The sequence below is a fragment of the Streptomyces sp. NPDC059852 genome (genome assembly GCF_042731455.1).
In the GTDB taxonomy this organism is placed as follows: domain Bacteria; phylum Actinomycetota; class Actinomycetes; order Streptomycetales; family Streptomycetaceae; genus Streptomyces.
In genome coordinates this window covers 13,881-37,398 of sequence record NZ_JBHWJK010000008.1, presented here as the reverse complement: position 1 = coordinate 37,398, position 23,518 = coordinate 13,881, and the positions used below count along the sequence as shown (strand labels likewise).

Here is a 23,518-nt window from a genome sequence, read left to right as displayed (position 1 = left end):
CATGGCAGCAGAGCTCTCAGCCCACCACCGCCGCCTCGCCCAGCAGAAGCGTGAGGCGATCATCTCCGCGGCCACGGATCTCTTCCTGAACCACGGTTACGACGGCACGTCCCTCGCGCGGATCGCCGAAGGGGCGGCGGTCTCGAAGTCCACCTTGTTCAAGCAGTTCCCCACCAAGGCAGCCCTCTTCGAGGCCATCGTCACCGAGTCATGGCAGCGTGACGCCCCCGGTGCCGTCGCGCGGCCTCAGGCCGGAGATCTGCGTTCCGGTCTGACCTCCATCGGCCACCGTTACGCCGACCTGATCGGCCGGCCCGGTATGACAGCCCTGTTCCGCATCGTCATCGCCGAGCTGCCTCGCTTCCCCGAACTGGGGCGGATGCAGTTCCAACTCGGCAAGCTGCCCTACTTCACCTCTGTCCAGCACTACCTGGAGTCGGAGCACGAGGCCGGTAACGCCGACGTCCCGGACGCCGAGAGCGCCGCCAATCAGTTCCTCGGGATGATCGCCAACTACGTCCTGTGGCCCCGCATGCTGCTGACCGACTGGGACCCCACGGCCTCCGACGTCCGCTACGCCGTCGAGCAGGCGGTGGAGACCATGCTCGCCCGCTACGCCTGCGATCGACCAGCCTGATCCGAAGCTGGATTCGTAGGCCGCCCTCCCGGCGCCGGGGCCCGCGCAGCCGCGACCCTGCGGGTCGTCGCTGCGCCGACCGCCTCCGCACCGCCGGTCCGGAGCCCGCCGAGCGCGCCGCGCTCGACCAAGGAGCGACCGTACGGCGCGGCCTGGGCCACACCCTGCGCGTCACCCCAGTCCCCACCGTGCACCGCCACCTGCACGCGCGGCAGGCCTTGCGGCCCCGCGCCCGGCAGTGGAACCCCCTGCGCGGGGTCGGGCCCGCTCGCGCGTCTCTTCGAAGACGTGATCAAGACGTACCGCCGGACTGGCCCCGGCCGACCTCGACGCGGCCTCTGCCAGGCGCACTGTCGTCGCGGATCGGCCCTACGCGAGATCCCAGTCCAGGCGGAGGATGGCGAGATCGTCCGTGTGCCGGTTGGCGTTGAGGGCGCGGGTCTCGACGATGAGCGCGTCGAGATGGGCGCCGGGGTCCGCGGTGCGCAGTGTGTCGAGGATGTCGAGCAGGCCCTCGACTCCGAGCCGGGTGCCGGCCGTACCGGCGAAGCCTTCGATGAGGCCGTCCGTGTAGGCGAGCAGAGCTCCGCGCGGAGGGAGGGAGAAGGTGGTCGACGGCCATTTCCCCAGGCCGGGCGCGACGCCGAGGGCGACTCCGTGCGCGGCGGTCACCTCGCGGGCGCCGGCGCTGGTCAGCAGCAGCGGTTCGTGGTGGCCGGCCAGGTGCAGGGTGCACGTCGCGGCGGCGGGGTCCAGGGTGATGAGGGTGCAGGTGGCGAACAGGTCGTGGCCGGTGCGCTCGGCGACATGTATGCGTTCCAGCAGATGAAGCAGTTGCTGGTCGCGATGGCCGCCCAGGGTCAGCGCGCGCCAGGCGATGCGCAGGCACACGCCGAGGGCCGCGGCGTCCGGGCCGTGGCCGCTGACGTCGCCGATGACGGCGTGGACCTGGCCGTCGTCGGTCTGGACGACGTCCAGAAAGTCGCCTCCGAGCAGTGCCTGTGCCCGGCCCGGGTAGTACCGGCTGGCGGCGTTGACAGTGGCCGAGGTGAGAAGGGGCTCGGGCAGCAGTCCGCGCTCCAGACGCGCGTTCTCCTCGGCGCGGAGCTGCCCGATCCGGAGCGCGGCGCTGGCCTGCTCGACGTGCTTTCGCTGCACGGCGTAGCGCACCGCGCGCTGCATCAGGTCCGGATCGACCTTGCCCTTGACGAGGTAGTCCTGGGCGCCCGCGGCGAGGGCTTCGACCCCGGCCCGGGGCTCGGCCAGGCCGGTCAGCACGATGATGGCGGCGCCGTGGGTCTCCGGCTGGAGCGCCTGGACGGTCTCCACGCCGGAGGCGTCGGGCAGGTGCAGGTCCAGAAGAACGCAGTCGACCGGCGTGGTGGCGAGCGTCGCCCGGGCTTCGGCGGCTGAGCGGCAGCGGATCAAGCTGTGCGGCAGATCGGTGTCGTACAGGAGCTCCTCGACGAGAAGGGCGTCCCCGTCGTCGTCCTCCACCAGCACGATGGTGTACTGCTCGGCACCGCCCGCTCTGGGGTCGCTCACGGCTGTGCCTCCCCCTCCGGCGCCGCGGTTCCGTTCGCCGGGACGGGGAGGGTGAAGACCACGCGGGTCCCCGGCTGGTGGTCCGGGTCGATGGTGATCGTCCCGTCGTGGAACTCCACGATCTTCTTGCACATGGCCAGGCCGATACCGGTGCCGGGGTAGGCGTCCTTGGTGTGCAGCCGCTGAAAGAGGATGAAGACCTTCTGCTGGAACTCCGGTGCGATCCCGATGCCGTTGTCGCTGACCGCGAACCGCCATACGTTGTCGTCGACGACGGCGCTGATGTGGATGCGCGGTGTCCGTTCGGGACTGCGGAACTTGATGGCGTTCGAGAGCAGGTTCTGCCAGAGCATGGTGAGCTGGGTGCTGTCCCCGGCGACGGTGGGCAGCGGGTCGCTGGTGATCTCGGCGTCGCTCTCCTCGATGGCCACGCTGAGGTTGCCCAGCGCGCTGTCGAGCACGCTCTGCAGGTCCACGGTGCGGTGGTCGTTGTGCACACGGCCCACGCGGGAGAACGCCAGCAGATCGTTGATGAGGTTCTGCATGCGGTTGGCGCCGTCGACTGCGAAGTCGATGTACTGGTCGGCCCGTTCGTCCAGCTGGCCCCCGTATCGCCGTTGCAGGAGCTGCGTGAAGCTGGACACCTTGCGCAGCGGTTCCTGCAGGTCGTGGGAGGCGACGTAGGCGAACTGCTCCAGTTCCGTGTTCGATCGCTTGAGGTCCGCCGCCTGTTCGTCCAGCAGCCTGCGGGACTCCTCGGTGGACTGAAGTTCCGCGACCAGGCGCCGGCGCATCAGGTCCACGTCGGCGGCCAGCCGGCGCAGGTCGGCCGGACCCGCGCCGTCCAGGGAACGGTCGAAGCGTCCCTGTGCGACGTCACGGGCCGACGCGCCGAGCCGGGCGAGCGGAGCGGTGATGCCGCGGCGCAGGCCTTCGAAGATGAGCACCGTGACCAGGACGATGACGACGGCGATGCCGGTGAACATCCAGTTCCGTATGGTCATGGCCGCCCGCAGCTCGCGGCTGACCTCGGTGCGCCGGTCCTGGAGGTGCGCCTGCTGGCGTGTCATGGCGGTGCGCAGCCGGTCGAAGGTGGCCTTGCCCTCCGCCGTGCGCTTCTCTGCCGCCTCGACCACGTCGTTCGGAGCCGCTGTCGACACGGGGCGGGCGATGCGCTCGTGCCAGGTACCGGCCAGCGCCTGCACCTCGGCCAGATCCTTGAGGCCCCCGTCATCGCCCTTCAGCAGGGGCTTGAGCGTCCTGAGGGCGGAGCGCTCGTCCGCCAGGCCCTGTCGGTAGGGGGCCAGGAAGTCCTCGCTGCCGGACAGTCCGTAGCCGCGGATACCGGTCTCCTGGTTGACCAGTGCTTCCTCCAGCCTGATCGAGGCGATCAGGGCAGGGGTGCGGCGATCGACGACCTCGTTGGTCAGCTGTGATGTCCGCCACATTGCCCAAGTGCCCAGGGCCCCCAGGACGGTCAGCACGGACAGGGTGACCGAGACGCCGACCCGAAGCCAACGGCGGGTGGTCCAGGCGGACAGGGCACCCTCGGCGGGCGACGGCCTTCTGCTCATCGCGGTTCGAATCTCTCCCTCAAGTAACGACTCGCGCCACGACATCCACACGCGACACGCACACTGTACCCGTGACATGACAACGGACGTTGTCCTGGGGAAGATCGAAGCCCTAGGCTGCTGTCATGCCCAGATCTTCTTCCACCGCGGCCCCCTCAGGCGGGGAGACGACCGCGCTGGTGGCACAGGTGGTCGACGAACTCACCCGCTGCATGGCGCAGCACAGCGGCGACCTCTCGGCTGACTTCACCCACATCACCGGTGAGGCCCGCCAGGGCGCACTGGCGCGCCTGCACGTCCTGGCCGGCGTCAAGGAATGCGTCCGGCACCTGGAGGATCAGGCAGCCCACGCCGCAGCCGCGCACGGCGCCGGCTACCCGGAGATCGGTCAGGCCATGAACATGAGCCGGCAAGGAGCCCGGCGCCGCTGGCCCGGCCTGATCACCAGCAGTCCACCCCATCCCACCCCCCGACCCCGGAGCTCGTGAACCATGGCCGCCGCCGCCGCAACCCATCCCTACGACGTGCTGTTGGTCGAGGACGACGCCGCCGACGCCCTGCTCATCCAGGACGCCCTCACCGAACGCGGAACCCGCAACATCACCCAGGTCTCCGACGGCATCGCGGCCCTGGAATTCCTGCGCGACCAGAGCAACGAGCGTCCCGACCTCATCGTGCTCGACCTCAACATGCCGCGGATGAACGGGCGGGAGTTCCTCGCCGTCGTGAAGGAGGACCCCGAGCTGCGCACCATCCCCGTCGTGGTCCTGACCACCTCGGCCGCCCCGGACGACGTCACCGGCGCCTATCACCACCACGCCAACGCCTACGTCACCAAGCCCGTCAACCTCGACGAGTTCGAAGCGGCGGTACGCAGCATCGACGCCTTCTACCTCGACATCGCCGTGAAGCCCCCCAAGGCCTGACCGGCCGCGCCCACCCGTTCGCGAGTTCCGGCCTGCTCGCGAACGGGTGCTCGCCGGATGCGTGAGCCTTATGTATCCACAGAGGCAGTCGACGGCCTGCGGCGAGCGCTCGGCACCCGATCGCGCCGCGAGCATGGGCCTGGTCCGAGGCGGCTCACAGGGCCGCTCGGCGCCGGCCGGCCCTTCATCGGCTCGGTGTCACGGAGCGGCGGGGCCGCTGGTCACGCTGGTCCACCGCCCGGATTCGACCGAGAGCACCGTCAGGCGCCGGTTGCGGGTGTCGCCGTAGCCGTCGAAGGCGACCCGGCCCGTGACTCCGTCGAAGGTGAGCCGCGACACGGCCTCGGGCATCCTCGCCCGCGCGTCCCCGGGCAGAGTGCCGTCGTTGGCCTTCACCAGGGCCTTGACGGCCTCGACGATGCTCCAGGCGGCGTCGTAGGCGTACGGCCCGTACCAGCCGGCTGCCTCGGCATACCCCGCCTTGCGGTACCGAGCGAGGAAGTCCGCCCCCTTCGCCTGCTGCTCGGCGGGCACACCGATGTTCACGGCGAGGTCTCCGTCGACCTCCGGTCCGGAGGTGAGGTACTGCTGGTCGTAGATGCCGTCGCCGCCCATCAGGGGCACGTCCACCCCGGCTTGGCCGAGCTGCTTGGAGAGCGCCCCTGCGGTGTCGTAGTAGCCGCCGAAGAAGACCGCGTCGGCGCCCGAAGCCCGGACCTTGGCCACGAGGCCGGAGAACCCCCTCTGGTCGGTGTCGACGTGCTCCCGGCCCACCACGCTCCCGCCGAGCTTCTCGAACTCGGCCGTGAACCCGGAGACGAGTGCGGTGCCGTAGGCGGTCCGGTCGTCCACGACGTACAGCTTGCCCTTCCCCGCGTCGTTCCGCAGATACCGCGCGGCGAACGGCCCCTGGTCCGCGTCGCTGGCCAGGGTGCGGAAGTAGGTGTCGTGAGGACGGGACTTGCCACCGGAGGCCCAGTCGGGGCCCAGCGTCAGGGCGGGGCTGGTGTTGGCCGGCGAGACGTTGACCAGATCGGCCTCGGCCAAGGGCGGCACCATCGACTCCGCCACGCTGGAACTCACGGGGCCGACCACGCCGAGCACCTTCGCGTCGGACACGAAGCCCGCGGCGTTCGTCGCGCCCCTGGCGGGGTCGCCCGCGTCGTCCACCGCCTTGATCTCGAAGCGCACACCGGGGACGACCTTCTTCTCGTTCGCCGTCCGGACGGCGAGGTCGGCGGAGTTCCGCACACCCAGCCCCAGCTCCGCCAGCGCCCCGGTGAGCGGCGCGTCCACGCCGATCGCGACGGTGACGGTGGAACCCTCGGCGCCGCTCCCGGCCGCACCGCCGCCGTGCGGCTTCTCGTTGTCACCGGACAAGGTCCAGGTCAGTGCGGAACCGGCCGCGAGCGTGGCCAGAGCCGCGCCCAGGATCACGGAGCGCCGGGTGAGGACACGTGCCCGTCCGGCCTTCCGGTCGCCCGCTTCCGCCGTGACGGTCGCCTTCAGTGACACCAGGTCCTCCGTGGGCGGAGGAGGCACGGGTCCCGGCACGGGCGGAGGACCGGTCGGGCGGTCCGGGATCGGTGAGGGACTGGTCGGGCGGTCCGGGCTGCTCGGACGCCGGGGATCGACCGGTGTCGCCCCGGAGTCCGGGACCGTGGGAACCCGCGGGTCCGCAGGGGCGGAGGGTGGGGAGGGATCGGTGGGACGTGCCGGATCCGCCTCGGCGTCGTGTTCCGCTTCGGGTGCGCGACCACGCTCGTCCGCCTCCTCCGCGGCCGGGAGGGAGCGGAGCACCGACGCCAGCATCCGGCCGGCCTCGGCGGCACCCACCCGCTGCTCGGGATCCTTGACAAGCAGCGCGTCCAGCACCGGCGCGAGCGGTCCGGCGTGCACCGGTGGTCGGTGCGGGCGGGTGAACACGGCCACCGCCAGGGCGTGCAACCCGTCCGCGTCGAACGGGGGTTGCCCCTCTACGGCGTGGTACAGCGTGGCCCCCAGCGCCCACAGGTCGTTGGCGGGAGTCGGCCGCTTCCCCTCGAGCTGCTCCGGGGACATGTACTGCGGGGTGCCGATGACCATTCCACTGCGGCTGAGCTTCGTCGTGGCGTCCGCGAGGTGCGCGATGCCGAAGTCGGTGAGGACGACACGGTCCTTGGTCAGGAGCACGTTGTCCGGCTTGATGTCACGGTGGACGATCCGCGACCCGTGTGCCTCGGTCAGGGCGTCGAGGACGATCGCGCCGATCTCCGCCACCCGCCGCACGGGCAGCCGGCCCTGCGTGCGGATGGCGGCGGCCAACGACGCACCACGGACGAACTCCATGACGATGACGGGGGCACCGCGGTGCTCCACCACGTCGTGGATCGTGATGATCCCCGGGTGGCTGAGAACGACCGCGGCACGGGCCTCACCGGTGAAGCGTCCGACGAGCGTGGCCCGCTCGTCGTCGTCCATCCCCGGGGGGAAGAGGATCTCCTTGACGGCGACCTCGCGTCCGAAGAGCTGCCGGTCCTGGGCACGCCAGACCCGGCCCATGCCGCCCTGGCCGATGCGTTCGATCAGTTCGTACCGGCCTGCGATGACTTCGGGGTTCTGCTCGGTCACGCGAACACTCTAGATCTCGTCGGGCCGTTCGGATGAGGGTGAGGATGGCTCGTTCATGACGTGGTGACAAGATCCATGAGCTGGCTGGTCTCCCCGGGGTGAAGTCTGTACGTGGCATGACGTCACGTACAGAACGCTCATGGTAGGGAGCAGGGTTCGCTGCGTATGACTTTCGCTGGATCTGCCACTATGACCAAATCCTCTGTGCTAAGCGCGGGTTGAGTCCTTGCAAGCGCCCCGCGACCGGTCGGGTTCCGGTCCTCACCCTCACCGACCTGCGCAACCTCCACCACGGCACCTAGATCTGTTCACACCGTTGACAGCCCGTCACTCTTCCCCTAACTTCGCGTCATCTTTTCGAACGAGTGACGAAATATCGAACATCTGAGAGGCGAGTGCCTGTGTCTTTCGGAACTTGCGCCACGTGGCTCGAGGTGCACGCGGGCACCGGCTCACGAAAGTCAGAGAGTCTCGGACAATGAGGCTTAGCGACGCAACGGTCCCCGATCCACAGGGCCTGGAGATGCCATGGGGACGAGCAAAGGTAGGGACCGAGTTCACCTGACCCAGAGAGGTCAACCAAATCCCGCCGCTTATGCGTTCATCGCGGTGCAATCACTCGAGGGCCCCAGTGGTGCATTTGCACGGCCCGTGGTTCGCGACACCGTTCGGTGAGTTTGTACAGCCCGCTCCACCCCTCCCCGCTGCTCCACATTTTCGCGCCCTCATCTCCTCAACGACGAGAAGAACAAGGAACGATCACCATGCTCAACCGAAGAGCCGTCCTCGCCGGAACCGTGTCTCTCGCCTTCCTGTCCGCGTGCAGCCAGAACGGTGAAGACGGCTCGGGGGGTGCTTCTGATGGTGGTGCCGTCGGTATTGCCATGCCGACGCGGGCTTCCGACCGGTGGCTCACGGACGGTAAGAGTGTCGTCCAGAGCCTGAAGGCCAGGGGCTACAAGACCAAGCTGGTCTACGGCGACGACGACCCGAAGGCCCAGGTCTCACAGATCAAGGAACTGATCGAGCAGGGCGTCGACGCTCTGATCATCGCGGCGATCGACAACAGGTCGCTGGACTCCGTGTTGCAGCGGGCCGCCGACGCGGATATCGCGGTGATCTCCTATGACCGGCTCATCCTCGGCACCCGGAACGTCGACTACTACGTCTCCTTCGACAACGAGATGGTCGGCCGGATGCAGGCCCACTACATCATCGAGAAGCTCGACCTGGAGGACGGCAAGGGCCCGTTCAACATCGAGCTGTTCGCCGGCTCACCCGACGACAACAACACCAAGTACTTCTTCGACGGTTCGATGGCCCTTCTGGAACCGTACCTGGAGAGGGGCAAGTTGGTCGTCCCGTCCGGTCAGACCGAACTCGACCGGATCACCACCCTGCGCTGGGACGGGGCCACCGCGCAACGGCGTATGAGCGGCATCCTCAGCAAGTCGTACGGTGGCAGGAAGGTCGACGCGGTCCTGTCGCCGTACGACGGCATATCCAGGGGCGTTCTGTCCGCGCTGAAGTCGGCCGGTTACGGCTCCGGCGGCAGACCGCTTCCGGTGATCACGGGTCAGGACGCCGAACTGGATTCGGTGAAGTCCATCATCGCGGGCCAGCAGTCACAGACTGTCTACAAGGATGTCCGCCAACTCGCCCAGGCCGCGGCGACCATGGTCGACGACATCCTCAACGAGAGGGAGCCTGAGGTGGACAACAGCATGGACTACGACAACGGTGTCAAGGCGGTCCCGGCCGTCCTGCTGCAGCCCACGAGCGTGGACAAGACCAACTACGACGTCCTGGTCAAGTCCGAATACTTCACAGCCGACCAGCTGAAGTAGCAGCACAGCCTCCGTGCGACGCACTGGCACGAACGCACGGGAGTGCAGAACGAACGGCGGATCCGACGACCGCGGAAGAGACGTCAAGCGACCAATGCCACCTCGGAGTTAGAAACGACGGAGTCAGACGGAGAGTGCCGCGGCGGCGCAGCCTGCGCCCGTGTCCGATGAGCATCTGGCCGCGATGCTGGTGGAGCGGGGCCGGGTGGGACGGGCTGCATCTGACCGGGCACGGCGGGCTGCTGCAGCAGCTGACGAAGCGGGCACGACGCGGCTCGGCCCGGCAGCCGCCACTCCCACAACGAGGGCCGAGTCAAACTGTGCTGACCGACGTGGGCCGGTCGAGGCCAAGGTCCCCCGGGACACCTCGGGCACGTTCGATCCGCATATCGTCGAGAAGCGGCAGGGGCGGCGCGGCGACCAGGTTCTCGTCGAGCTGCCCGGCGAGGAGGCCGGACGCCTGGGTGAGGAAGGAGAGGGCGCTACGACCGGGGTCGGTGAGATGGTCCTGTAGCTGTTCGCGAGAAGCCTCACACAAGGTGAAGCCTCCGGCCCTCTGGCCGAGGTCTACGGGGTCGAGGTGTCCAACTGGCGTGTGCAGCTGATCGGATGTGTCCGTCCGGCAAGTGATCACTGTTGCGATGTGGGACCGGGTCGAGCCGCTTATGTCGGCCGATCCGGTCCGCGGTCGGCGATGGGCCGATCACCGCCGAAACGGCGGAGGCCATCGCGGGGAAGTGCTCCCCCTGCTCGCCCTGGCGGGACCTGTCGGACGGGCCCGGCTCGTTACGTCCGTGGACCACGCGCACTCGTCTCGCGCGATCCACAAGGATCTCCGGCGGCGCGGGCTCCATGGCGTCATGTCCCAGCCGCCCGAGCAGAACGGCAACCGGCTACGCCGGGGGACGGGGAGCGCCCGCCGGCTTTGGACGCCGAGGCGTACAAGCAGCGCAACGTTGTCGAGCGGAGCATCAATCGGCTGAAGCAGTGGCGCGGCCTGGCCACGCCGCCATGAAGGGTGCCTCCTCGAATCAGGATCGGGAGACGCACGAAGCCCTGCATCTACCAACGAGTGACTACGTCCCTGACGGGCTTCGTGGGTGGGCGGCGCGGCACTCGGGGGCCAGGGCCGGCGGACATCGTGCGTGACTGTCGCTCTCCTCGGGGTACAAGCGCCACGTGACCGAGTCGGAGGCAACCGTGAATGACCACAAGTGGAATTTCGTCCCTAAGAGCCGCCCTCTCAGCGTCCTCTATCTGCTGGCCGGAACTCTGCTCATCGTGAGTGCAGCGTGGCAACTCGCGGATGGGGTGGCTCTCCTTCCGGCGATCTCGGCCGTGAGCGCGCTCGCTCTCATCGCAATGGCGGTCCTAGGACTGGTCAAGCCCGGGTCGGAAGCCAAACACGGATGAGGATGCGCACTGCCTAACGGCGTCGACGGTGGCCGGCTGGTGGAAGGCGAAGCCGATTGCTTCGGCTACCGCGGTTGCGGGGATGGCGAGTCGTTGTGCGGCGTTGCGTGCTGCGGCTTGTGCCTCGGCGGCGCCGCCCTGGTCCAGCAGCTCGCTCTGGGTGAAGCCGGGGCTGATGAGGGTGACGCTGATGTCGCGGCTCTCCTGGCAGAGGCCTTCGGAGAGGGCGCGTACGGCGTATTTCCGTCCCTTCCATGAGCGCCAAGCGGTGCTGGAGTTACACGGCGGTCTGGATCGAGGGCCTGGTCCTCGAACTCGTGCCGGGCGGGTACAGGAAGCACGAAGCGCGCACTCAGCGAGGCGATCGTCGTCGCCGTCACCGGCCTCCTTCCTGCGCCCGGCACCACCCTGCCCGGGCCGCGACGACAAAACCGCCCGCCTGCGGTACGCGGGCTGAACCGCGACGCTGGGGCCGCCAGCCTTGGGGAGCGCGGCCGGTACTCCTGACCGCCACCGCGGCAGAGGGCTGCAAGTGTGAGGACTGAACCGGCCCACACCGCCCTTCACCAAAGGCCCAGGCTGACCTAGGAATACCGCAGCCTTGGAATACGTGCCTGGTACCAGCTCCCCGCCCGGACCTCACTCCTACCGACGTGCCGCACCAGCCGTGGCAGGGATGAAGGGCGTCGGCGGTTTACGGCAGGACGTGCCTGCCCTGCTCGTCGACCACGACGACCGATGGACAAGCGGGACAGGAGAACAGACCCAGGCTGCCGAGCCAACGCCACCCCTCGTCCTACCGCGGCGCCCACCTCCCGGGCTCCGGCTTCGGGACGCTGGCACCGCTTCGCGGCTCGCCAACTATTCGCTGGCCGCCATGATCGCGTTGATGAGGTCGCCGTTGCTCTCTTTCAAGGCCCGGACCGCCTTCGCCCTTGAACAATTGACCTGGGCCATGACCAATTCGATGTCCTTGGGGTCAATCCCGGTCTCGTCGACGGTGTCCTCGATGGTGTCGTCCTCAAGCTCAGGGACGTCTTCGAAATCTTCTGGCATGAAGTCCTCCAAGGAGCGAAGAAGTACCGCTCAGCCCTTCCACCGCTCAGGCACGGTGAAACAGGCGCCCCACACCGTCACCGGCGGCGTTCGTAGCCACTCTGCGTGAGAGCTTCCAGCCGACCGCTGTGGGCGCTGGGCCCGGTCGCTTGATGAGGCCCCGCAGCGTCGGCGACCACGACCCTGGCGAGCTGAGGAGCTGAGCCCACCCGGGGCTCGCGTACTAATACCGCGGACTTGGAATACGTACCTGGTACCAGCTTTGCGCGCAGACGCGACCGCGGCGGGCTGACCACGAAGGTCCATCTCACCTGCGACGGCCAAGGGCGGGCTCCGGGGGTGCCGCATCATGCGGCGGGCGTCTGAATGCTGTCTTGTCCGCACCGGTGCGGTCGGTCACTGTCGTAATGATCGTTTCGTCCCGTCCGATGACCGACCACCATCGGAGACCTCATGCTGCGGGTCCACTTCACCGCTGACGACCTCACACGCGTACGTGTCGCGGCCGCCCCCGATCCCCTGTGGGAGATCACCAACAGTTTCCAAGTGCTGATCAGCAAGGACGCGCCGCTGCTGTTCGGGCAGTGGCGTGAGCTCGTGCGGCCGCGCATGGGGCGGGCGCACGGCCTGCTGGCCGCTCTGCTACCTCCCAGGGGATATTCTCCGGACTTCCTCACCCCTGATCTGCAAGATTTCTTCGATCTCGCGAGCGCGGTCGAGACCGTGCTCGGAACGCCCCGGTTTCGGTTGCGTCGCGATTTGGCTCTGCTTGCCGCCTCCACACACCGCTTACATCCGATGCCCCCCTCGACTCGGGCCCTGGCAGAGGGCGAACCCGCGGCGCTGCGTCGCCTGGGTGCTGCCCTGCAGGCTCAGCACCACAGCGCCCTCGCGCCGTACTGGAACCAGATCTTGGCCCAGGTGGATGCTGACCGGGCGATACGGGCCCGGTCGGTGCTGGACGGGGGAACCGACGGTCTGCTGCAAGGGTTCCGTCCCGTGCTGCGCTGGCATCCGCCTGTCCTGGAGGCGGACTACCCGGTCGAACGAAACGTGTACCTGGGTGGGCGAGGACTGCTGCTCCAGCCGTCCTTCTTCTGCCTGCGCAGACCCGTCACGGTCGCCGACGACACGCTCACGCCCGTCCTGGTGTACCCGATCGAGCACACACTCGGCTGGGCCCTCCAGAATACCGGCGCCGAAGGCGACGCATCCCTGGCCGCGCTCATCGGCCGGACCCGCGCCGCCATCCTGGAGAACGTTGTCATGGGGGCGACGACCGGTGAACTCGCCATCCGCCTGGATATCTCCGGCGCGGCGGTCAGCCAGCACACGGCTGTCCTGCGCCAGGCCGGCCTACTGGTCAGTGTGCGCCGCGGCAGGTATGTCCTGCACACCAGCACTCCCACGGGCCTCGCCCTTCTCGACGGCGTACGGCCTTCCGTTTAAGGCACCGCTTCAGTGTGTGGCGCAGAAGGAGCCGGCAGGAACAGCCTCGGGGCACGCACCAACGACCAGGGGGTTCAACGAATGCGCACAGCGCGTGCCCAGCGTTCCGTCCTCGGCGTCCTCGGCGCCCTGATACTGGCTCTGGCGGCCGTGTTTGCCGCCGGACCCGCCCAGGCTGTGTCGCCCTCGTCCGGCGCCGTAGCCGACCACGCTCTCCTCATCGCCCCACCCGCCCCGTCGGACGCCCCGGCGGGCGCGTCCCTCGCCGCCGCGTCACCGGGCATCTCACCGGCGGTCAACACCCAGCATGTACCGGCGGGCGGCTCCTTCAGCTGCGGCGACGGCAACTTCTGCGCTGCAGTATGGGACCCGACCACGAGCGACTGGAAGATCTTCTTTCTTTTCGCCTGCCAGCGGTACTCCGTGTCGAACTGGCTCGGCGACGGCGCCTACTACAACCAGCAGACCGGCAACGCCACCGCAAGCATTTATGGTCAGAGCGGCAATCTCCTGGTCAGCGCCCCGGCTGACGGCGGCATCATCCACGACATCGACTGGGACGCAGTCTGGTCCATCCGTAACTGCTAACTGCTCTGCACATCTCGTCAAGGCATGGGGCGACCACCGTCCCGGACTCTCCTTCTCCTCTCACGTCAATCCGGGAAGCTCTTGGTGAGCGGGTTCTCGACCAATACCACCCAGGTTCGCCAAGAGCTTCGTGTACTCGTCTGCCAGTCCTCCATCGGCTTGTCCACTCGCACACTGAGTTTTTTCAGAACGGCCACGATCGGGTGACGGCTGTATCCGCCGGGGCCGGCTGCTGCCGCAGCTGAAAGCCGGTCGACCAATGTCAGCAACTCACCACATGGTGTGACCGCTGAAGCAGCTCTGCGGTGCCTGGCCGGACGCCTGAAGGCCAGGCACTGGGACATCGGATCCCGGTGGCGACGGCATCCCGGGCACGTCAGTCCCTGCCCGCGGGTTCGGCCGCGGTCGCAGCGGTCTACCGCACATGTGCGAGGCCATCGAAGTTTCTGGCCGCCCTCGCCTCGATCTTGACCGAAGCGATGAAGACCATCCGGACGAAGGCGTTCGTCATCACCGATAGCTCAACCACCTCTGAAGATGGGTAATCCACCATGCACACCCCACATCCACTGCATTCAACCGAAGCGGTGAAGGCCGACCTCGCCTACGCCTCGACCAAGATCGAAGACCACCCTGACGTGGCGATGGTGTGCGGCGGCACCATCCTCCAGCGTGCGAACCGGGATTGAGCCATGGCCCGTTGGAGCAAGTGGCGTCTCATAACCGCGTTGGGTGCGATGACCGTGGCCCTGATCGCGGCCATGCTGAGCCCGTCGGCGACCGCAGCAGCGGACGCAAAGTCATCCCCGCTGCGTGACGCAGCCACCGTCACAGTGCCGCCCGGTGTCACGGCAGGAGTCGCCGTTTTCGACCGGCAGACCGGCACCTTCACCGAGCAACTCAACCCGACCATGCAATTCCGGTCGGCCTCCCTGGTCAAGCTCCTGATCGCATTGGACTACCTCTACAACCGTGACCCGGCTGACGAGATCCCGGCAAGTGACCGCGCCCAGCTGAACACAATGCTCCGCAGCAGTGACGACGGCGCAGCCAGTGACTTCTGGGTACGTAACGGCGGAGGCGCGATCGTCACCCGGATGTCCCGCCTGCTGAAACTCTCCGACACGAACCCCCCACCGGCCGGCCAGGAGGGCATGTGGGGCTACACGACCATGTCGGCAGCGGACACCGTGAAGATCTACCGCTATGTGCTGGACGAAGCAGCCACCCCCGTCCGCGACCTGATCATGGGCAACCTGAGGCAGTCCACACGCTGCTCCACCACAGACCTCTTCGACCAGCACTTCGGTATCGCAGGCGCCTTCGACCGGCCGTGGGCGGTGAAGCAGGGCTGGTCGGGCTTCGGCGGTCGTGAGAACGGTACGTGCCGCCCCGCCACGTCGGCCCGCAGCGGCAATGCGCCTGCCGTCAACGTCACGGATCCGGCGCTGCACACGAGCGGGACCGTGGGCGCGGCCGACCGCTCCATCGTGGCCGTGTTCACCCTGCATCCCACTGGCACCCCCTATGGCAAGGCCTACACCGACCTGGGCAGGCTGACCCGTTCGCTGACCGTTCCCGGCAGCGTGCGTCCAGCGGGGACGTGGTTCGGCACCTGGAGCTCCGGAGTGAACGTCCGCCCCAGCGCCTCCACCAACCCTGACGCGCTCCTCCAACTTCCGGCGGGCGTTGAGGTGTTGGTCGGCTGCCAGAAGGAGGGCCAGACCGTCTCGGTCCCTCCGTACACCAATCAGTGGTGGGCCTATCTGCCTCAGTACGGAGGCTATGTCACCAACATCTACATCAGCAGCCCAGACAATCAACTACCCGGCGTACCTGTATGCGGTGTGCAGTGACGTCATCAGCTTCCTGGCCGGAATGACCGGCGTCATCGCTGCCATCGCGACCGGCACACTGGTGCTGTTCATCGTCGCGACGGTGTTCGCCGGCGCCGGCCAGGGCATCGCCATCAGCGCCGCGACCGGGGCCTGTTGCACGGCAGCACGCTCGCCGACCGGGCGCCGATCTTCAGCGTGATCTACCTTCTCTCGTACAGCGGTGCGACGATTCCGGCCCTCATAGCCGGCCGGCTGACCTCCACCTTGTCGCTCCCACAGATCTCGCTCGGCTACGGCGCACTGGCCCTCGCCTCTGGCCTGTTCACGGTCCTGGGCGCACGTGATCCGCAGTCCACCGCGCTCGGGAACGGTAAGACGTCCGGTAGCCGTCCGATCGGCCACCGCGGTGCCGATCGCTCATGACCGCTGGGAGGTGACTGCCTGTCAGGGGATGGGCGTGATGGTGGGCAGTGGAGACGCCAGACTGGTCATCCTGCGTGGCAGCAGCGCGTCGGGGAAGTCGTCCGTCGCGGCCGGCCTGCGCGAGCGGTTCGGCCGCGGGCCGGCCCTGGTCCATAAGGATAAACTCCGCCGCATCGTGCTCCGCGAGCGCGACCGGCCCGGCGCGGCGAACATCGGCCTTATCGATGTGACGGCCCGCTACGCCCCGGACGCCGGGTTCCACGTCGTGGTCGAAGGCATCCTGTACGCCGACCGATACGGAGACATGCTGGCCCAACTGCGTGCCGACCACCGCGGCGTGACTCACGGCTACTACCTACACGTACCGCTCGGCGAAACTCTGGTCCGGACTCAACCAAGCCGATCGCCGACGATGTCAGCGAGGCCCAACTGAGGGACTGGTACCGGCAACTCGATCTGCTGCCCGGCGGGAGCGAAACTGTCATCGGCGCACACAGTGCCCGACACAAAACCGTCGACCGCATCGTGGTCGACACCGGACTCGCCCACCTGCCGCCACGGACCGCTGACCGCAGCACCGCCGCGACGAAGGCGCCGCCCGCGTAGGCCACCCTCCGGTATCGGCATATTCCAGCCGGCGAGGGTGTGGAGCACCGTGAGGGGAGACTCAGGAAACCCCGCACATCCCAGGCGCTGCGCTGCGAGCCTCGTCTGCGATCCACCACTGGCCCCGAATGGGGGGCTCCTTGAGCTCAATCGGCAAGTGGCGGCAAGGTGCGGAATCGGTCTCGGAACGGGTGCCGTTTTGGCTATGGTCTGCCCCATCGGCACCGGGCGTCAGCGCGTCGTCCGGGACCTGGGGGAGCCGACGGGGGAGGACCATCATGAGCTCTGGGCGCGGAAGTCTGGCCGACCACCCGGTCATTGTCATCATCAGTGTGGTCGCCGCCGTGGTGAGCCTGAACCCACGTCGACCTGCCCAACACCGACAACGACCGGCTGATCGTCCACGGCCGCGGAGTGTGGGACGGCGGCTGGGGCTACGACGGCACGGCCACCTGGCTCGCCGACCCGGCCGGGTTCGAGGACGTTGACCCGCCCGCGGGCACGGTCTCCGCCGTGGGCGACCTCAACGGCAACGGCTCGCCCGACCTGTCATCGGCAACCCGGAGGACCCCTCGCAGAGCCCCGGGACCGCGCCCGGCGGGCAGGTAATCGTCTACTTCGACGCTGGATACGGCGGTTCGCCGAGCAGCGTCCAGACCATCACCCAGGACACCTCCGGCGTGCCCGGAGCCGGTGAGGCCAAGGACCGCTTCGGCGCCTCCGTTGCCGTCGGTGACACCGACAAGGACGGCCGGGCCGACCTCGTGATCGGCGCCCCGGGGGAGAACGGGAACAGCCGGTCCGTCATCGTCGTCCGCGGCACCGCCGGACGGCTCGACACCGCCCACGCCAGCACGGGGGGACCCAGAACACCGCCGGCGTGGCGGGCACCTCGGAGACCGGCGACACCTTCGGTGCGGCCGTGCGCGTCCTCAACACGAACAAGGACGGACACGTCGACCTGCTCATCGGCGCCCCCGGCGAGAACGGCGGAGCGGGCAGCCTGTGGCTCCTGCGCGGCTCTGCCACGTCCGTGACGGCCACCGGCTCTGTCAACGTCGGTCCCGGCGGCGCCGGGCTCAGCTCGAGCGGTTCCGCACACTTCGCCCAGGTGGTGACCGGCCCGTGAGCAGCCGCACCGCGCACACCCCGGCTTCCCCTCTCCGGAGCAGACATGCCGTCCCCCGCCCGCATCCCCTCGCGCTCCCTCGCCTGCGCGATCGCCGTCACCACGGCGGCCACACTGACCGCCGTCGTGCTCCCGGCCAGGCCCGCGGCCGCCGCAGCGCCGTACAGGGGCGCCAACACGGCCGCCGTACAGGACGACTCAACGGCGACGGCTACCGCGACCTAGCGGTCGGCGCCGCCGGCGCCGCCGACGGCTCGGTGGACGCCGCCGGTGCGGTCGTCGTGCTCCACGGCTCGGCGAGCGGCGTCTCCGCCACCCACCGCACCGTCATCACTCAGGCCACCACCGGCGTTCCGGGCACCCCCGAAGAATCGGACGGCTTCGGCACGTCGGTCGCCTCCGCCGACCTGGACCGCGACGGCTACGCCGACCTGGACCGCGACGGCTACGCCGACCTGCTCGTGGGCACGCCGAGCGAGGCGGCGGGCACGCTGGGCGGCATCGGCTCCCTCACCCTCGTCTGGGGCGGCAGCGCCGGGCTGCCGCGCGGATGGACCCGCTGGCGTGGGGATCGGGGTGATAGCGGAAGAAGGGCAGGCTGGCACTCATCGCCGGTTCCGGATCTGTGCCCTGATGGCCACACCGCTACATTGCATGCAGGATCAGCGCACTCCCCGATGACGTGGACTGGTCGGTCCCACGCCCGCGCGTACGTAGGCATCCGCCGCTGAGCCTCCAATGAGGCCCGCACAGGCCCGACGACGTCCACGCCCTGGTCCCACTAGCCTGACCAGGGTTTAATTGGCGGCCCCGGCGTTCCTTCTCGCTGGAGAGGAGGAACGCCTGGTCCCGTCAGCTGTAGAGGCCGGTGGAGATGAACCACTGAGGGACAACCATCCCCAGACCCACCGGACCGCCCTGCCAGTCGAGCAGCAGGTGACTGCCTCTGCCTTCCAGTTGGAGGTCGAAGGCGATCTCGACGAAGGCCCATAGGCTGTAGCTGCTATTGATCTCCGACTTGGAGATCGTGATCCGCGGGAAGAAGAACCGGCGGTTCATGGGAACTTCCCGAACTTGACCGTCGTCAACGATGTTGACCAGGTTCTGTGTGTTGTCCTGCAGCCCTCCGCCGAGGTACTTGACTCCACCGAATTGAGCTTGGAAAACCGAGTGCTTCAGGTGAACCCAGCACTTGCACCAGTTGTCGCCCGAGAGGAAATCGTTTCCAGCTCTGGCCTCGAACTTCCCCTGCATGTCGGCGAAGGGGCTGGATTTGTACCATCCATCGGCGGATGGCAGGAGCCGGTTCTGGTGGAGCTCGTAGAGAGCGTTGACACCCCAGTGATAGTTGTGCAGGTTGCCGTCCGGGCATGTGATCCAGCCTGCGAACCAGAGCTTTCCCGCGGCGTTCCAGGTCCGCATCACATTTTCCCACCACCAGTTGCTCTTGTTCCACCAGAACTCGTTGTAGGCGACGCGCTCCATCTCCTGGGCTGCACTGGAGCCGTCAAGTTCCGGCGTGATGGTGGCTGGGCCCTCAGGCAGTGGCTTCAGCCCGTGAGTCCACTGTTCGGGCGACATCCGCGTGTCGATCCCCTGCAGTATGGCCTGGTAGTCGGACAGTGTCCCCTCGCTGACTCCGGCCTCCCTGAGTACTTGTTCTCGAACGGATGCGATCTTTCGTCGCTCTTTCTCGGTTCGGCTCGCGCGGCGAGCCATTTCGTCAGCGTTGCTGACCTCTACCAGCCTTCTGCGCTCCAGCAGATCGTACGCCAGCTCAACTTCATCGGGCAGGCTCCGATCGGGGTGCTGGGCGCTCGACGAAGTAAGCGCCATTACTCGTCGCCTCACATGTTTCTGTGCGGCAAAGCAACTGCTTCACCGGAAACCGTGGAATGTGCAAGGACCGCGTGGTGCGCTGGTCATAGGAGTGGGAAGACGGCTTCGCGAATGGAAGTTCCGCTTCGTCACTCAGACGGGGCAAAAACTACCCACTTCGTATTCTTCCACCACGGCGTCCTAGATGCATGCGGGTGGGAAATATTCCGTCGCGCCGAGGCAGCAAGGGGATCGATTCACGGCTCGACCCGACCTCTGGATCCGCAGCGCGACCCTCCGCCCTAAGGGCTGTCCCGTAACTGGGGCTACGGACAGGCGTCAGGCGCTCGGGTTCCTCCACAGGTGTCGCTCGTCCAGGTTCCCGAACCGCACTTCTCCGCGTGCTAGGTCGACGAGGAGGGGCCAGCAGTCCAACAGTTGCTCTCTCGGCTCCCGCGAGGCGAGGTACTGCACAGAGTTGTAGGGCACGATCAGGAGCCCGTTGCTCACACGAACCCGCTCTGCGTCGATGGCGAGAGGCGGCTCATCATCGCGCTGGCTGTCCGCGAGAAACGCCACCGCGAGTTGCAGGGCGTCATCCTGTTCCATGATTCCGTCTCCAGTCCGTCACCTCGAAGGACAAACCCTAACCAGCCTGGGATGATCTTGGTGTGGCTGGTGTGATCACGGCGTCGGAGCCGTCCTGGATAGCCCCGTTCACCGGACTGAGCCCCCCGGCAGTTCAGGAAGCTGGTGACGGTGCTGCGGCGCGAGGGGCGAACGCGGTCCGCAGGGGCCGGCCGTGGAGTCTTCCGCTGGAGGACCGGGCCCTGCTGGTCGCGGCCTACTGGCGCACGAACCTGCCCATGCGCCAGCTCGCACCGCTGTTCGGGTGGTCCAAGTCGACGGCGGACCGGATCATCGACCACCTCGGGCCGATGCTCGCCCTCCAGCCCCGCAAGCGGTTCGCCAAGGACACCGTGCTGATCGTGGACGGCACCCTGATCCCCACCCGGGACCACACCATCGCCGAGCGGTCGAAGAACTACAGGTACTCCACCAACCACCAGGTCGTCATCGACGCCGATACCTGCCTGCTCGTCGTGGTCGGCCAGCCTCTGCCCGGGAACCGCAACGATTGCAAGGCATGGGGGGAATCCGGTGCCAAGGCAGTCGTTGGCAACACGGTCACGATCGCCGACGGCGGCTATCCGGGCGCCGGACTCGTCGTCCCGCACCGCCGGCGGCGCGGCCAGGCCGAACTGCCGGACTGCCCCGCGTGGGGCCGGGTCGGCCGCGCGTCCACCCTGATCGTTTGCGGGCCGACAAGGCGTACGTCTCACGCAGGAACCGGACCTACCTGCGCAGACGTGGGATCCGCTGCACCATCCCGGACAAGGCCGACCACGTCCGCCACCGTAGCGCGGCTCCCTCGGTGGCCGTCCGCCGAAATTCGACCGGGAGGACTACGAGGCCAGGCACGCGGTCGAGTGCGGCATCAACCGCCTCAAAAGACACCGGGCCGTCTCCACCAAATACGACAAGCTCGCAGTCCGCTACGCTCAACTTCTGCTGTTCGCCGCCCATCTGGAATAGCTGCGTCACCGGCTCGCCCCGCGCCACCTTCACGCCCTGTGGGGGCAGAGCCAGGCCAACCTCACCGAGGTTCTCGGCCTGTGTACCAACGCCGAGATCTCCCGGCCGGCCAGCGCATCGCCGACTACCCCCGCCGGCGCTTCGCGCTTTCTGACGTCGCCGCCCTCCACGCCACCGTGGAGATCGGGACCGCAGTGGGGAAGGTCGTGATCGACGTCAACTGACCGCGCGAGTCCGCCGGGCGGGCTCCGTGGCCCGGTCGGCCCCGAGCGGTGTCAAGGGGGGAGATCTTGAGTACGGTCGGTGTGTTGGAGATCCGCATCGGACACTCGAGGGGGAACGGTGGCACCGCGCATCGGTCTGTACTTCCCGTACGTCCACATCCGGGACGCCGCGTGGGTGAAGGCCACCGCGCTGTACTGGCCGGCGCTGGCCCGCGTCGCCGGGGCCGACTACCCGGTCCACGACTCCGATACCGTCCGCGCCCTCGCCGACGGGCTCGACTTCATCCGGCAACTGTCTCCGGGCCCGGCGGCGGAAGCGATCGCCCCGCACTTCATCAGTGTCATCCGCGAGCATCACGCGGAACTGCATCGCTACTTCGGCGTGTCCCCTGACGACATCGACGAGAGCGACCCCAGCGATCCGCAGTGGCGGCCCGTGAACCGCTACGGACGCCCCGGGGAGGTCTGGCGGCCTCGTGACGAGCGTACGTCCCTGGTCGAAGTGCACTGGGACGAGTTCGCTCCCACCCTGCGCCAAGCACTCCTCGACTCCGAACTGGGCCTCAACACCCGCCGCCCGACCCTCCTGTCAGGCGACGAGGAGTACGACTGGATGTCCGTGGACCCGAAGTTCGCCTGGGTCTACAAGATGGCGCTGACCGACGAACTGTCCCGGCGCCACGGGCTGACACCGATCACCGACAACCCTGCCTCCCAACAGCAGGTGCACGACTGGGATCAGGCGCGGATCGCCGCGGAGCTCTTCGACCACCGCCCGCCCGGCCCGAGCCCGGTTTCGGCGGTCGCCCTGCTGACCGCACAGCTCCCGCTACCCGAGGGCCTCGCGGACGTACGCGTCGAGGACATCGTCAAGCTGCGCACCGACTACGCAGCCGAGTTCGACCGTTTCGTCGACGCCCTCGACGCGGCCGCCGCCGAACTGACCGGCTCCCTGTCGGAGGAGCAGGACCCGCAGATCGTCGCCCTCCACGTGGCGCACATCCGCCGGACACACTTTGAGCAGCCGCTTCAGGACCTCAAGGCCGCGATCAAGGGGCTCAAGCTCGGCACAGGACTCGGACTGGTGAATCTGCAGACCCAACTGCCCGCTCTGGGAGCCATCGGCGGCGCGGCAGCGCAATGGCCCGCCGTCACCGCCACGTCGATCGGCTTCGGCCTTGTCGGGCTCCACCATGTCACGGCCAAGGAACGCGACCGCATCCGGGCCGACTCGCCCGTCACCTACCTGCTGCAGGCCGAGAAGGTGGCCGACCCGGCCTCCTTCATCAACCGCTGGACCCTCGCGGGCCTGCGGGGTCTCGGCATCAGCATCTAGGTGTATTGATCACGAGCCTTGTTGACGCTCGCTGGGCTTGATCATGGCGAAGACCTCCGGGAGCGTGTCCGCGCAGGCCACCCAGTTGCGCACGTCGCAGCTGAAAGGGGGCATCTCACGCTTCTGGCATGCACTCGCGGGCCATCCTCATCTGCCTCGTCAACCACGTTGATCCCGGATACCTGCCCGCCGGGCCGAAAATCCCTCGCGTGACACCCAACAGGACGTGAGGATCGACAACCGGTGTCCGGCGCTCAGCGGAGAGGAACCAGCATGATCGGTCGCGTGGAATTGCAGCAGGTGGACGAGGGAAACCTTGAAGGACTTCTTGCAGTGGCCGTCGACGACGCAGCACCCGAAGAGGTCATCCCCCCTGTCGCCGGCCCGCCAGGCTGGACTCGGGAACGAGAGGTCGCCTTCCGTAACTGGCACCGCGCTCGACTCCCTGGACTCTCCGGCCCGCTCCACGAGTCCACATTTGCGATCACGCAGGATGGGAAGATCGTGGGCTCAGCCCGTTTGGCTGTCCGTGGCTGTCCCGACGTACTGGAAGCCGGGATGTGGCTGGCGCGTTCGAAACGCGGCCGCGGAATAGGTACTGCCGCACTGCGCATGCTCCTGGACGAAGCCGCCAGGAGCGGTGCACGGACCGTGGTCGCGGATACCAAAGCTCACAACACGGCGGCGCTCACAGCGTTGCGCCGCAATGGCGCGCAAATCATTACAAGCCAGGACACTGTCGAGGTGCACGCTGCGTTGATGCCGAGCGAGATGCCGCCGCCACCGCCGACCGCGAACCTGTAAAACGGCGGGAGGTGGGGGCCCCCCCGGGAACAAGCCCGGCGCCCACCCAAAAAACCAACGGCGCCAAGAAGAAAACCTGGGGAAAAAATAGGGACACAC

Annotated in this window: 23 protein-coding genes and 5 pseudogenes; 22 read left to right on the top strand and 6 right to left on the bottom strand. The window is 67.9% G+C overall.

Annotated elements, in window-relative coordinates; genetic code table 11:
- Position 1 precedes the first annotated feature (1 nt).
- Entirely contained in the window at positions 2–637 is a 636-nt protein-coding gene (locus ACFV46_RS12765) for a TetR/AcrR family transcriptional regulator (protein ID WP_361929710.1), read from the top strand.
- 369 nt (positions 638–1,006) lie between these two features.
- Here the strand turns inward: ACFV46_RS12765 and ACFV46_RS12760 are convergent, their stop codons facing one another.
- Positions 1,007–2,182 carry a PP2C family protein-serine/threonine phosphatase gene (locus tag ACFV46_RS12760; protein ID WP_283288358.1) on the bottom strand — a complete coding sequence of 392 codons (1,176 nt, stop codon included), beginning with the start codon at positions 2,180–2,182 and terminating at the stop codon, positions 1,007–1,009.
- Positions 2,179–3,756 (bottom strand): ATP-binding protein, encoded by a 1,578-nt coding sequence (locus tag ACFV46_RS12755; protein ID WP_385498082.1) that lies wholly within the window; start codon positions 3,754–3,756, stop codon positions 2,179–2,181. The genes ACFV46_RS12760 and ACFV46_RS12755 overlap by 4 nt, the downstream gene beginning before the upstream one ends.
- Positions 3,757–3,881: 125 nt before the next feature.
- Here ACFV46_RS12755 and ACFV46_RS12750 point away from each other — a divergent pair, with 125 nt between their 5' ends.
- Both ACFV46_RS12750 and ACFV46_RS12745 read left to right on the top strand, forming a co-directional pair.
- Positions 3,882–4,244 (top strand): hypothetical protein, encoded by a 363-nt coding sequence (locus tag ACFV46_RS12750; RefSeq protein WP_385498081.1) that lies wholly within the window; start codon positions 3,882–3,884, stop codon positions 4,242–4,244.
- Positions 4,245–4,247: 3 nt separating this feature from the next.
- The gene (locus ACFV46_RS12745; RefSeq protein WP_108705104.1) at positions 4,248–4,682 is read left to right on the top strand and encodes a response regulator; all 435 of its coding nucleotides are present in this window, start codon (positions 4,248–4,250) and stop codon (positions 4,680–4,682) included.
- Between the two features lie 198 nt (positions 4,683–4,880).
- Here the strand turns inward: ACFV46_RS12745 and ACFV46_RS12740 are convergent, their stop codons facing one another.
- On the bottom strand, positions 4,881–7,292 hold the full coding sequence (locus ACFV46_RS12740) for an ABC transporter substrate-binding protein (protein WP_385498078.1): 2,412 nt from the start codon (positions 7,290–7,292) through the stop codon (positions 4,881–4,883).
- A 764-nt stretch (positions 7,293–8,056) separates the two neighbouring features.
- Here ACFV46_RS12740 and chvE point away from each other — a divergent pair.
- From chvE to ACFV46_RS12725, 3 genes and pseudogenes are all read left to right on the top strand, one after another.
- A complete protein-coding gene (gene chvE, locus ACFV46_RS12735; protein WP_385498077.1) occupies positions 8,057–9,139 on the top strand; it encodes a multiple monosaccharide ABC transporter substrate-binding protein in 1,083 nt (360 codons plus the stop codon).
- Between the two features lie 160 nt (positions 9,140–9,299).
- Positions 9,300–9,653, top strand: coding sequence for a hypothetical protein (locus tag ACFV46_RS12730; RefSeq protein ID WP_385498302.1), 354 nt, complete (start codon positions 9,300–9,302; stop codon positions 9,651–9,653).
- A gap of 97 nt (positions 9,654–9,750) precedes the next feature.
- Positions 9,751–10,142: pseudogene (locus ACFV46_RS12725) on the top strand (hypothetical protein); the annotation flags it as partial.
- 1,271 nt (positions 10,143–11,413) lie between these two features.
- Here the strand turns inward: ACFV46_RS12725 and ACFV46_RS12720 are convergent.
- On the bottom strand, positions 11,414–11,608 hold the full coding sequence (locus ACFV46_RS12720; RefSeq protein WP_385498076.1) for a ubiquitin-like domain-containing protein: 195 nt from the start codon (positions 11,606–11,608) through the stop codon (positions 11,414–11,416).
- 453 nt (positions 11,609–12,061) lie between these two features.
- Between ACFV46_RS12720 and ACFV46_RS12715 the strand changes: the two genes are divergently transcribed.
- From ACFV46_RS12715 to ACFV46_RS12665, 11 genes and pseudogenes are all read left to right on the top strand, one after another.
- Positions 12,062–13,057, top strand: coding sequence for an ArsR/SmtB family transcription factor (locus ACFV46_RS12715; protein ID WP_385498075.1), 996 nt, complete (start codon positions 12,062–12,064; stop codon positions 13,055–13,057).
- Positions 13,058–13,138: 81 nt separating this feature from the next.
- Complete coding sequence (locus ACFV46_RS12710) at positions 13,139–13,645, top strand: hypothetical protein (protein WP_385498074.1); 507 nt, start codon at positions 13,139–13,141, stop codon at positions 13,643–13,645.
- Positions 13,646–14,196: 551 nt separating this feature from the next.
- Positions 14,197–14,334 carry a hypothetical protein gene (locus ACFV46_RS12705; RefSeq protein WP_385498073.1) on the top strand — a complete coding sequence of 46 codons (138 nt, stop codon included), beginning with the start codon at positions 14,197–14,199 and terminating at the stop codon, positions 14,332–14,334.
- A 48-nt stretch (positions 14,335–14,382) separates the two neighbouring features.
- A complete protein-coding gene (locus tag ACFV46_RS12700; protein ID WP_385498072.1) occupies positions 14,383–15,501 on the top strand; it encodes a hypothetical protein in 1,119 nt (372 codons plus the stop codon).
- Positions 15,491–15,682 carry a hypothetical protein gene (locus tag ACFV46_RS12695; protein ID WP_385498070.1) on the top strand — a complete coding sequence of 64 codons (192 nt, stop codon included), beginning with the start codon at positions 15,491–15,493 and terminating at the stop codon, positions 15,680–15,682. Before ACFV46_RS12700 ends, ACFV46_RS12695 begins: the two co-directional genes overlap by 11 nt.
- Complete coding sequence (locus tag ACFV46_RS12690; RefSeq protein WP_385498069.1) at positions 15,679–15,906, top strand: hypothetical protein; 228 nt, start codon at positions 15,679–15,681, stop codon at positions 15,904–15,906. Before ACFV46_RS12695 ends, ACFV46_RS12690 begins: the two co-directional genes overlap by 4 nt.
- Before the next feature lie 37 nt (positions 15,907–15,943).
- A pseudogene (locus ACFV46_RS12685) lies at positions 15,944–16,512 on the top strand (kinase).
- A 680-nt stretch (positions 16,513–17,192) separates the two neighbouring features.
- Positions 17,193–17,297: pseudogene (locus ACFV46_RS12680) on the top strand (FG-GAP repeat protein); the annotation flags it as partial.
- 95 nt (positions 17,298–17,392) lie between these two features.
- Positions 17,393–17,641 (top strand): FG-GAP repeat protein, encoded by a 249-nt coding sequence (locus tag ACFV46_RS12675; protein WP_385498068.1) that lies wholly within the window; start codon positions 17,393–17,395, stop codon positions 17,639–17,641.
- 45 nt (positions 17,642–17,686) lie between these two features.
- Complete coding sequence (locus ACFV46_RS12670) at positions 17,687–17,866, top strand: hypothetical protein (RefSeq protein WP_385498067.1); 180 nt, start codon at positions 17,687–17,689, stop codon at positions 17,864–17,866.
- A gap of 32 nt (positions 17,867–17,898) precedes the next feature.
- Positions 17,899–18,372 carry a hypothetical protein gene (locus tag ACFV46_RS12665; protein WP_385498065.1) on the top strand — a complete coding sequence of 158 codons (474 nt, stop codon included), beginning with the start codon at positions 17,899–17,901 and terminating at the stop codon, positions 18,370–18,372.
- Between the two features lie 121 nt (positions 18,373–18,493).
- Here ACFV46_RS12665 and ACFV46_RS12660 read toward each other — a convergent pair whose 3' ends face one another.
- Positions 18,494–19,477: a hypothetical protein gene (locus ACFV46_RS12660; RefSeq protein WP_385498064.1), complete on the bottom strand. Its 984-nt coding sequence runs from the start codon at positions 19,475–19,477 to the stop codon at positions 18,494–18,496.
- 321 nt (positions 19,478–19,798) lie between these two features.
- Positions 19,799–20,068, bottom strand: a complete 270-nt coding sequence (locus ACFV46_RS12655; protein WP_385498063.1) for a hypothetical protein — start codon at positions 20,066–20,068, stop codon at positions 19,799–19,801.
- A 62-nt stretch (positions 20,069–20,130) separates the two neighbouring features.
- On the opposite strand from ACFV46_RS12655, the pseudogene ACFV46_RS12650 reads away from it, so the two are divergent.
- From ACFV46_RS12650 to ACFV46_RS12630, 5 genes and pseudogenes are all read left to right on the top strand, one after another.
- Positions 20,131–20,730: pseudogene (locus ACFV46_RS12650) on the top strand (transposase family protein); the annotation flags it as partial.
- A pseudogene (locus tag ACFV46_RS12645) lies at positions 20,730–21,055 on the top strand (transposase); the annotation flags it as partial. The pseudogenes ACFV46_RS12650 and ACFV46_RS12645, both read left to right, overlap by 1 nt.
- An 80-nt stretch (positions 21,056–21,135) precedes the next feature.
- Positions 21,136–21,279, top strand: a complete 144-nt coding sequence (locus ACFV46_RS12640) for a hypothetical protein (protein ID WP_385498301.1) — start codon at positions 21,136–21,138, stop codon at positions 21,277–21,279.
- Between the two features lie 118 nt (positions 21,280–21,397).
- The gene (locus ACFV46_RS12635) at positions 21,398–22,615 is read left to right on the top strand and encodes a DUF6236 family protein (RefSeq protein ID WP_385498061.1); all 1,218 of its coding nucleotides are present in this window, start codon (positions 21,398–21,400) and stop codon (positions 22,613–22,615) included.
- Positions 22,616–22,888: 273 nt separating this feature from the next.
- A complete protein-coding gene (locus tag ACFV46_RS12630) occupies positions 22,889–23,419 on the top strand; it encodes a GNAT family N-acetyltransferase (RefSeq protein WP_385498060.1) in 531 nt (176 codons plus the stop codon).
- The last annotated feature ends 99 nt before the right edge of the window (positions 23,420–23,518 follow it).

What these genes read in the sequence shown, in the direction of transcription:
- ACFV46_RS12765 (WP_361929710.1), top strand. Translation starts at nt 2, where the DNA reads ATGGCAGCAGAGCTCTCAGCCCACCACCGCCGCCTCGCCCAGCAGAAG.
- ACFV46_RS12755 (WP_385498082.1), bottom strand. Translation starts at nt 3,756, where the DNA reads ATGAGCAGAAGGCCGTCGCCCGCCGAGGGTGCCCTGTCCGCCTGGACC.
- ACFV46_RS12750 (WP_385498081.1), top strand. Translation starts at nt 3,882, where the DNA reads ATGCCCAGATCTTCTTCCACCGCGGCCCCCTCAGGCGGGGAGACGACC.
- ACFV46_RS12745 (WP_108705104.1), top strand. Translation starts at nt 4,248, where the DNA reads ATGGCCGCCGCCGCCGCAACCCATCCCTACGACGTGCTGTTGGTCGAG.
- chvE (WP_385498077.1), top strand. Translation starts at nt 8,057, where the DNA reads ATGCTCAACCGAAGAGCCGTCCTCGCCGGAACCGTGTCTCTCGCCTTC.
- ACFV46_RS12720 (WP_385498076.1), bottom strand. Translation starts at nt 11,608, where the DNA reads ATGCCAGAAGATTTCGAAGACGTCCCTGAGCTTGAGGACGACACCATC.
- ACFV46_RS12715 (WP_385498075.1), top strand. Translation starts at nt 12,062, where the DNA reads ATGCTGCGGGTCCACTTCACCGCTGACGACCTCACACGCGTACGTGTC.
- ACFV46_RS12710 (WP_385498074.1), top strand. Translation starts at nt 13,139, where the DNA reads ATGCGCACAGCGCGTGCCCAGCGTTCCGTCCTCGGCGTCCTCGGCGCC.
- ACFV46_RS12705 (WP_385498073.1), top strand. Translation starts at nt 14,197, where the DNA reads ATGCACACCCCACATCCACTGCATTCAACCGAAGCGGTGAAGGCCGAC.
- ACFV46_RS12700 (WP_385498072.1), top strand. Translation starts at nt 14,383, where the DNA reads ATGACCGTGGCCCTGATCGCGGCCATGCTGAGCCCGTCGGCGACCGCA.
- ACFV46_RS12670 (WP_385498067.1), top strand. Translation starts at nt 17,687, where the DNA reads ATGCCGTCCCCCGCCCGCATCCCCTCGCGCTCCCTCGCCTGCGCGATC.
- ACFV46_RS12660 (WP_385498064.1), bottom strand. Translation starts at nt 19,477, where the DNA reads ATGGCGCTTACTTCGTCGAGCGCCCAGCACCCCGATCGGAGCCTGCCC.
- ACFV46_RS12655 (WP_385498063.1), bottom strand. Translation starts at nt 20,068, where the DNA reads ATGGAACAGGATGACGCCCTGCAACTCGCGGTGGCGTTTCTCGCGGAC.
- ACFV46_RS12630 (WP_385498060.1), top strand. Translation starts at nt 22,889, where the DNA reads ATGATCGGTCGCGTGGAATTGCAGCAGGTGGACGAGGGAAACCTTGAA.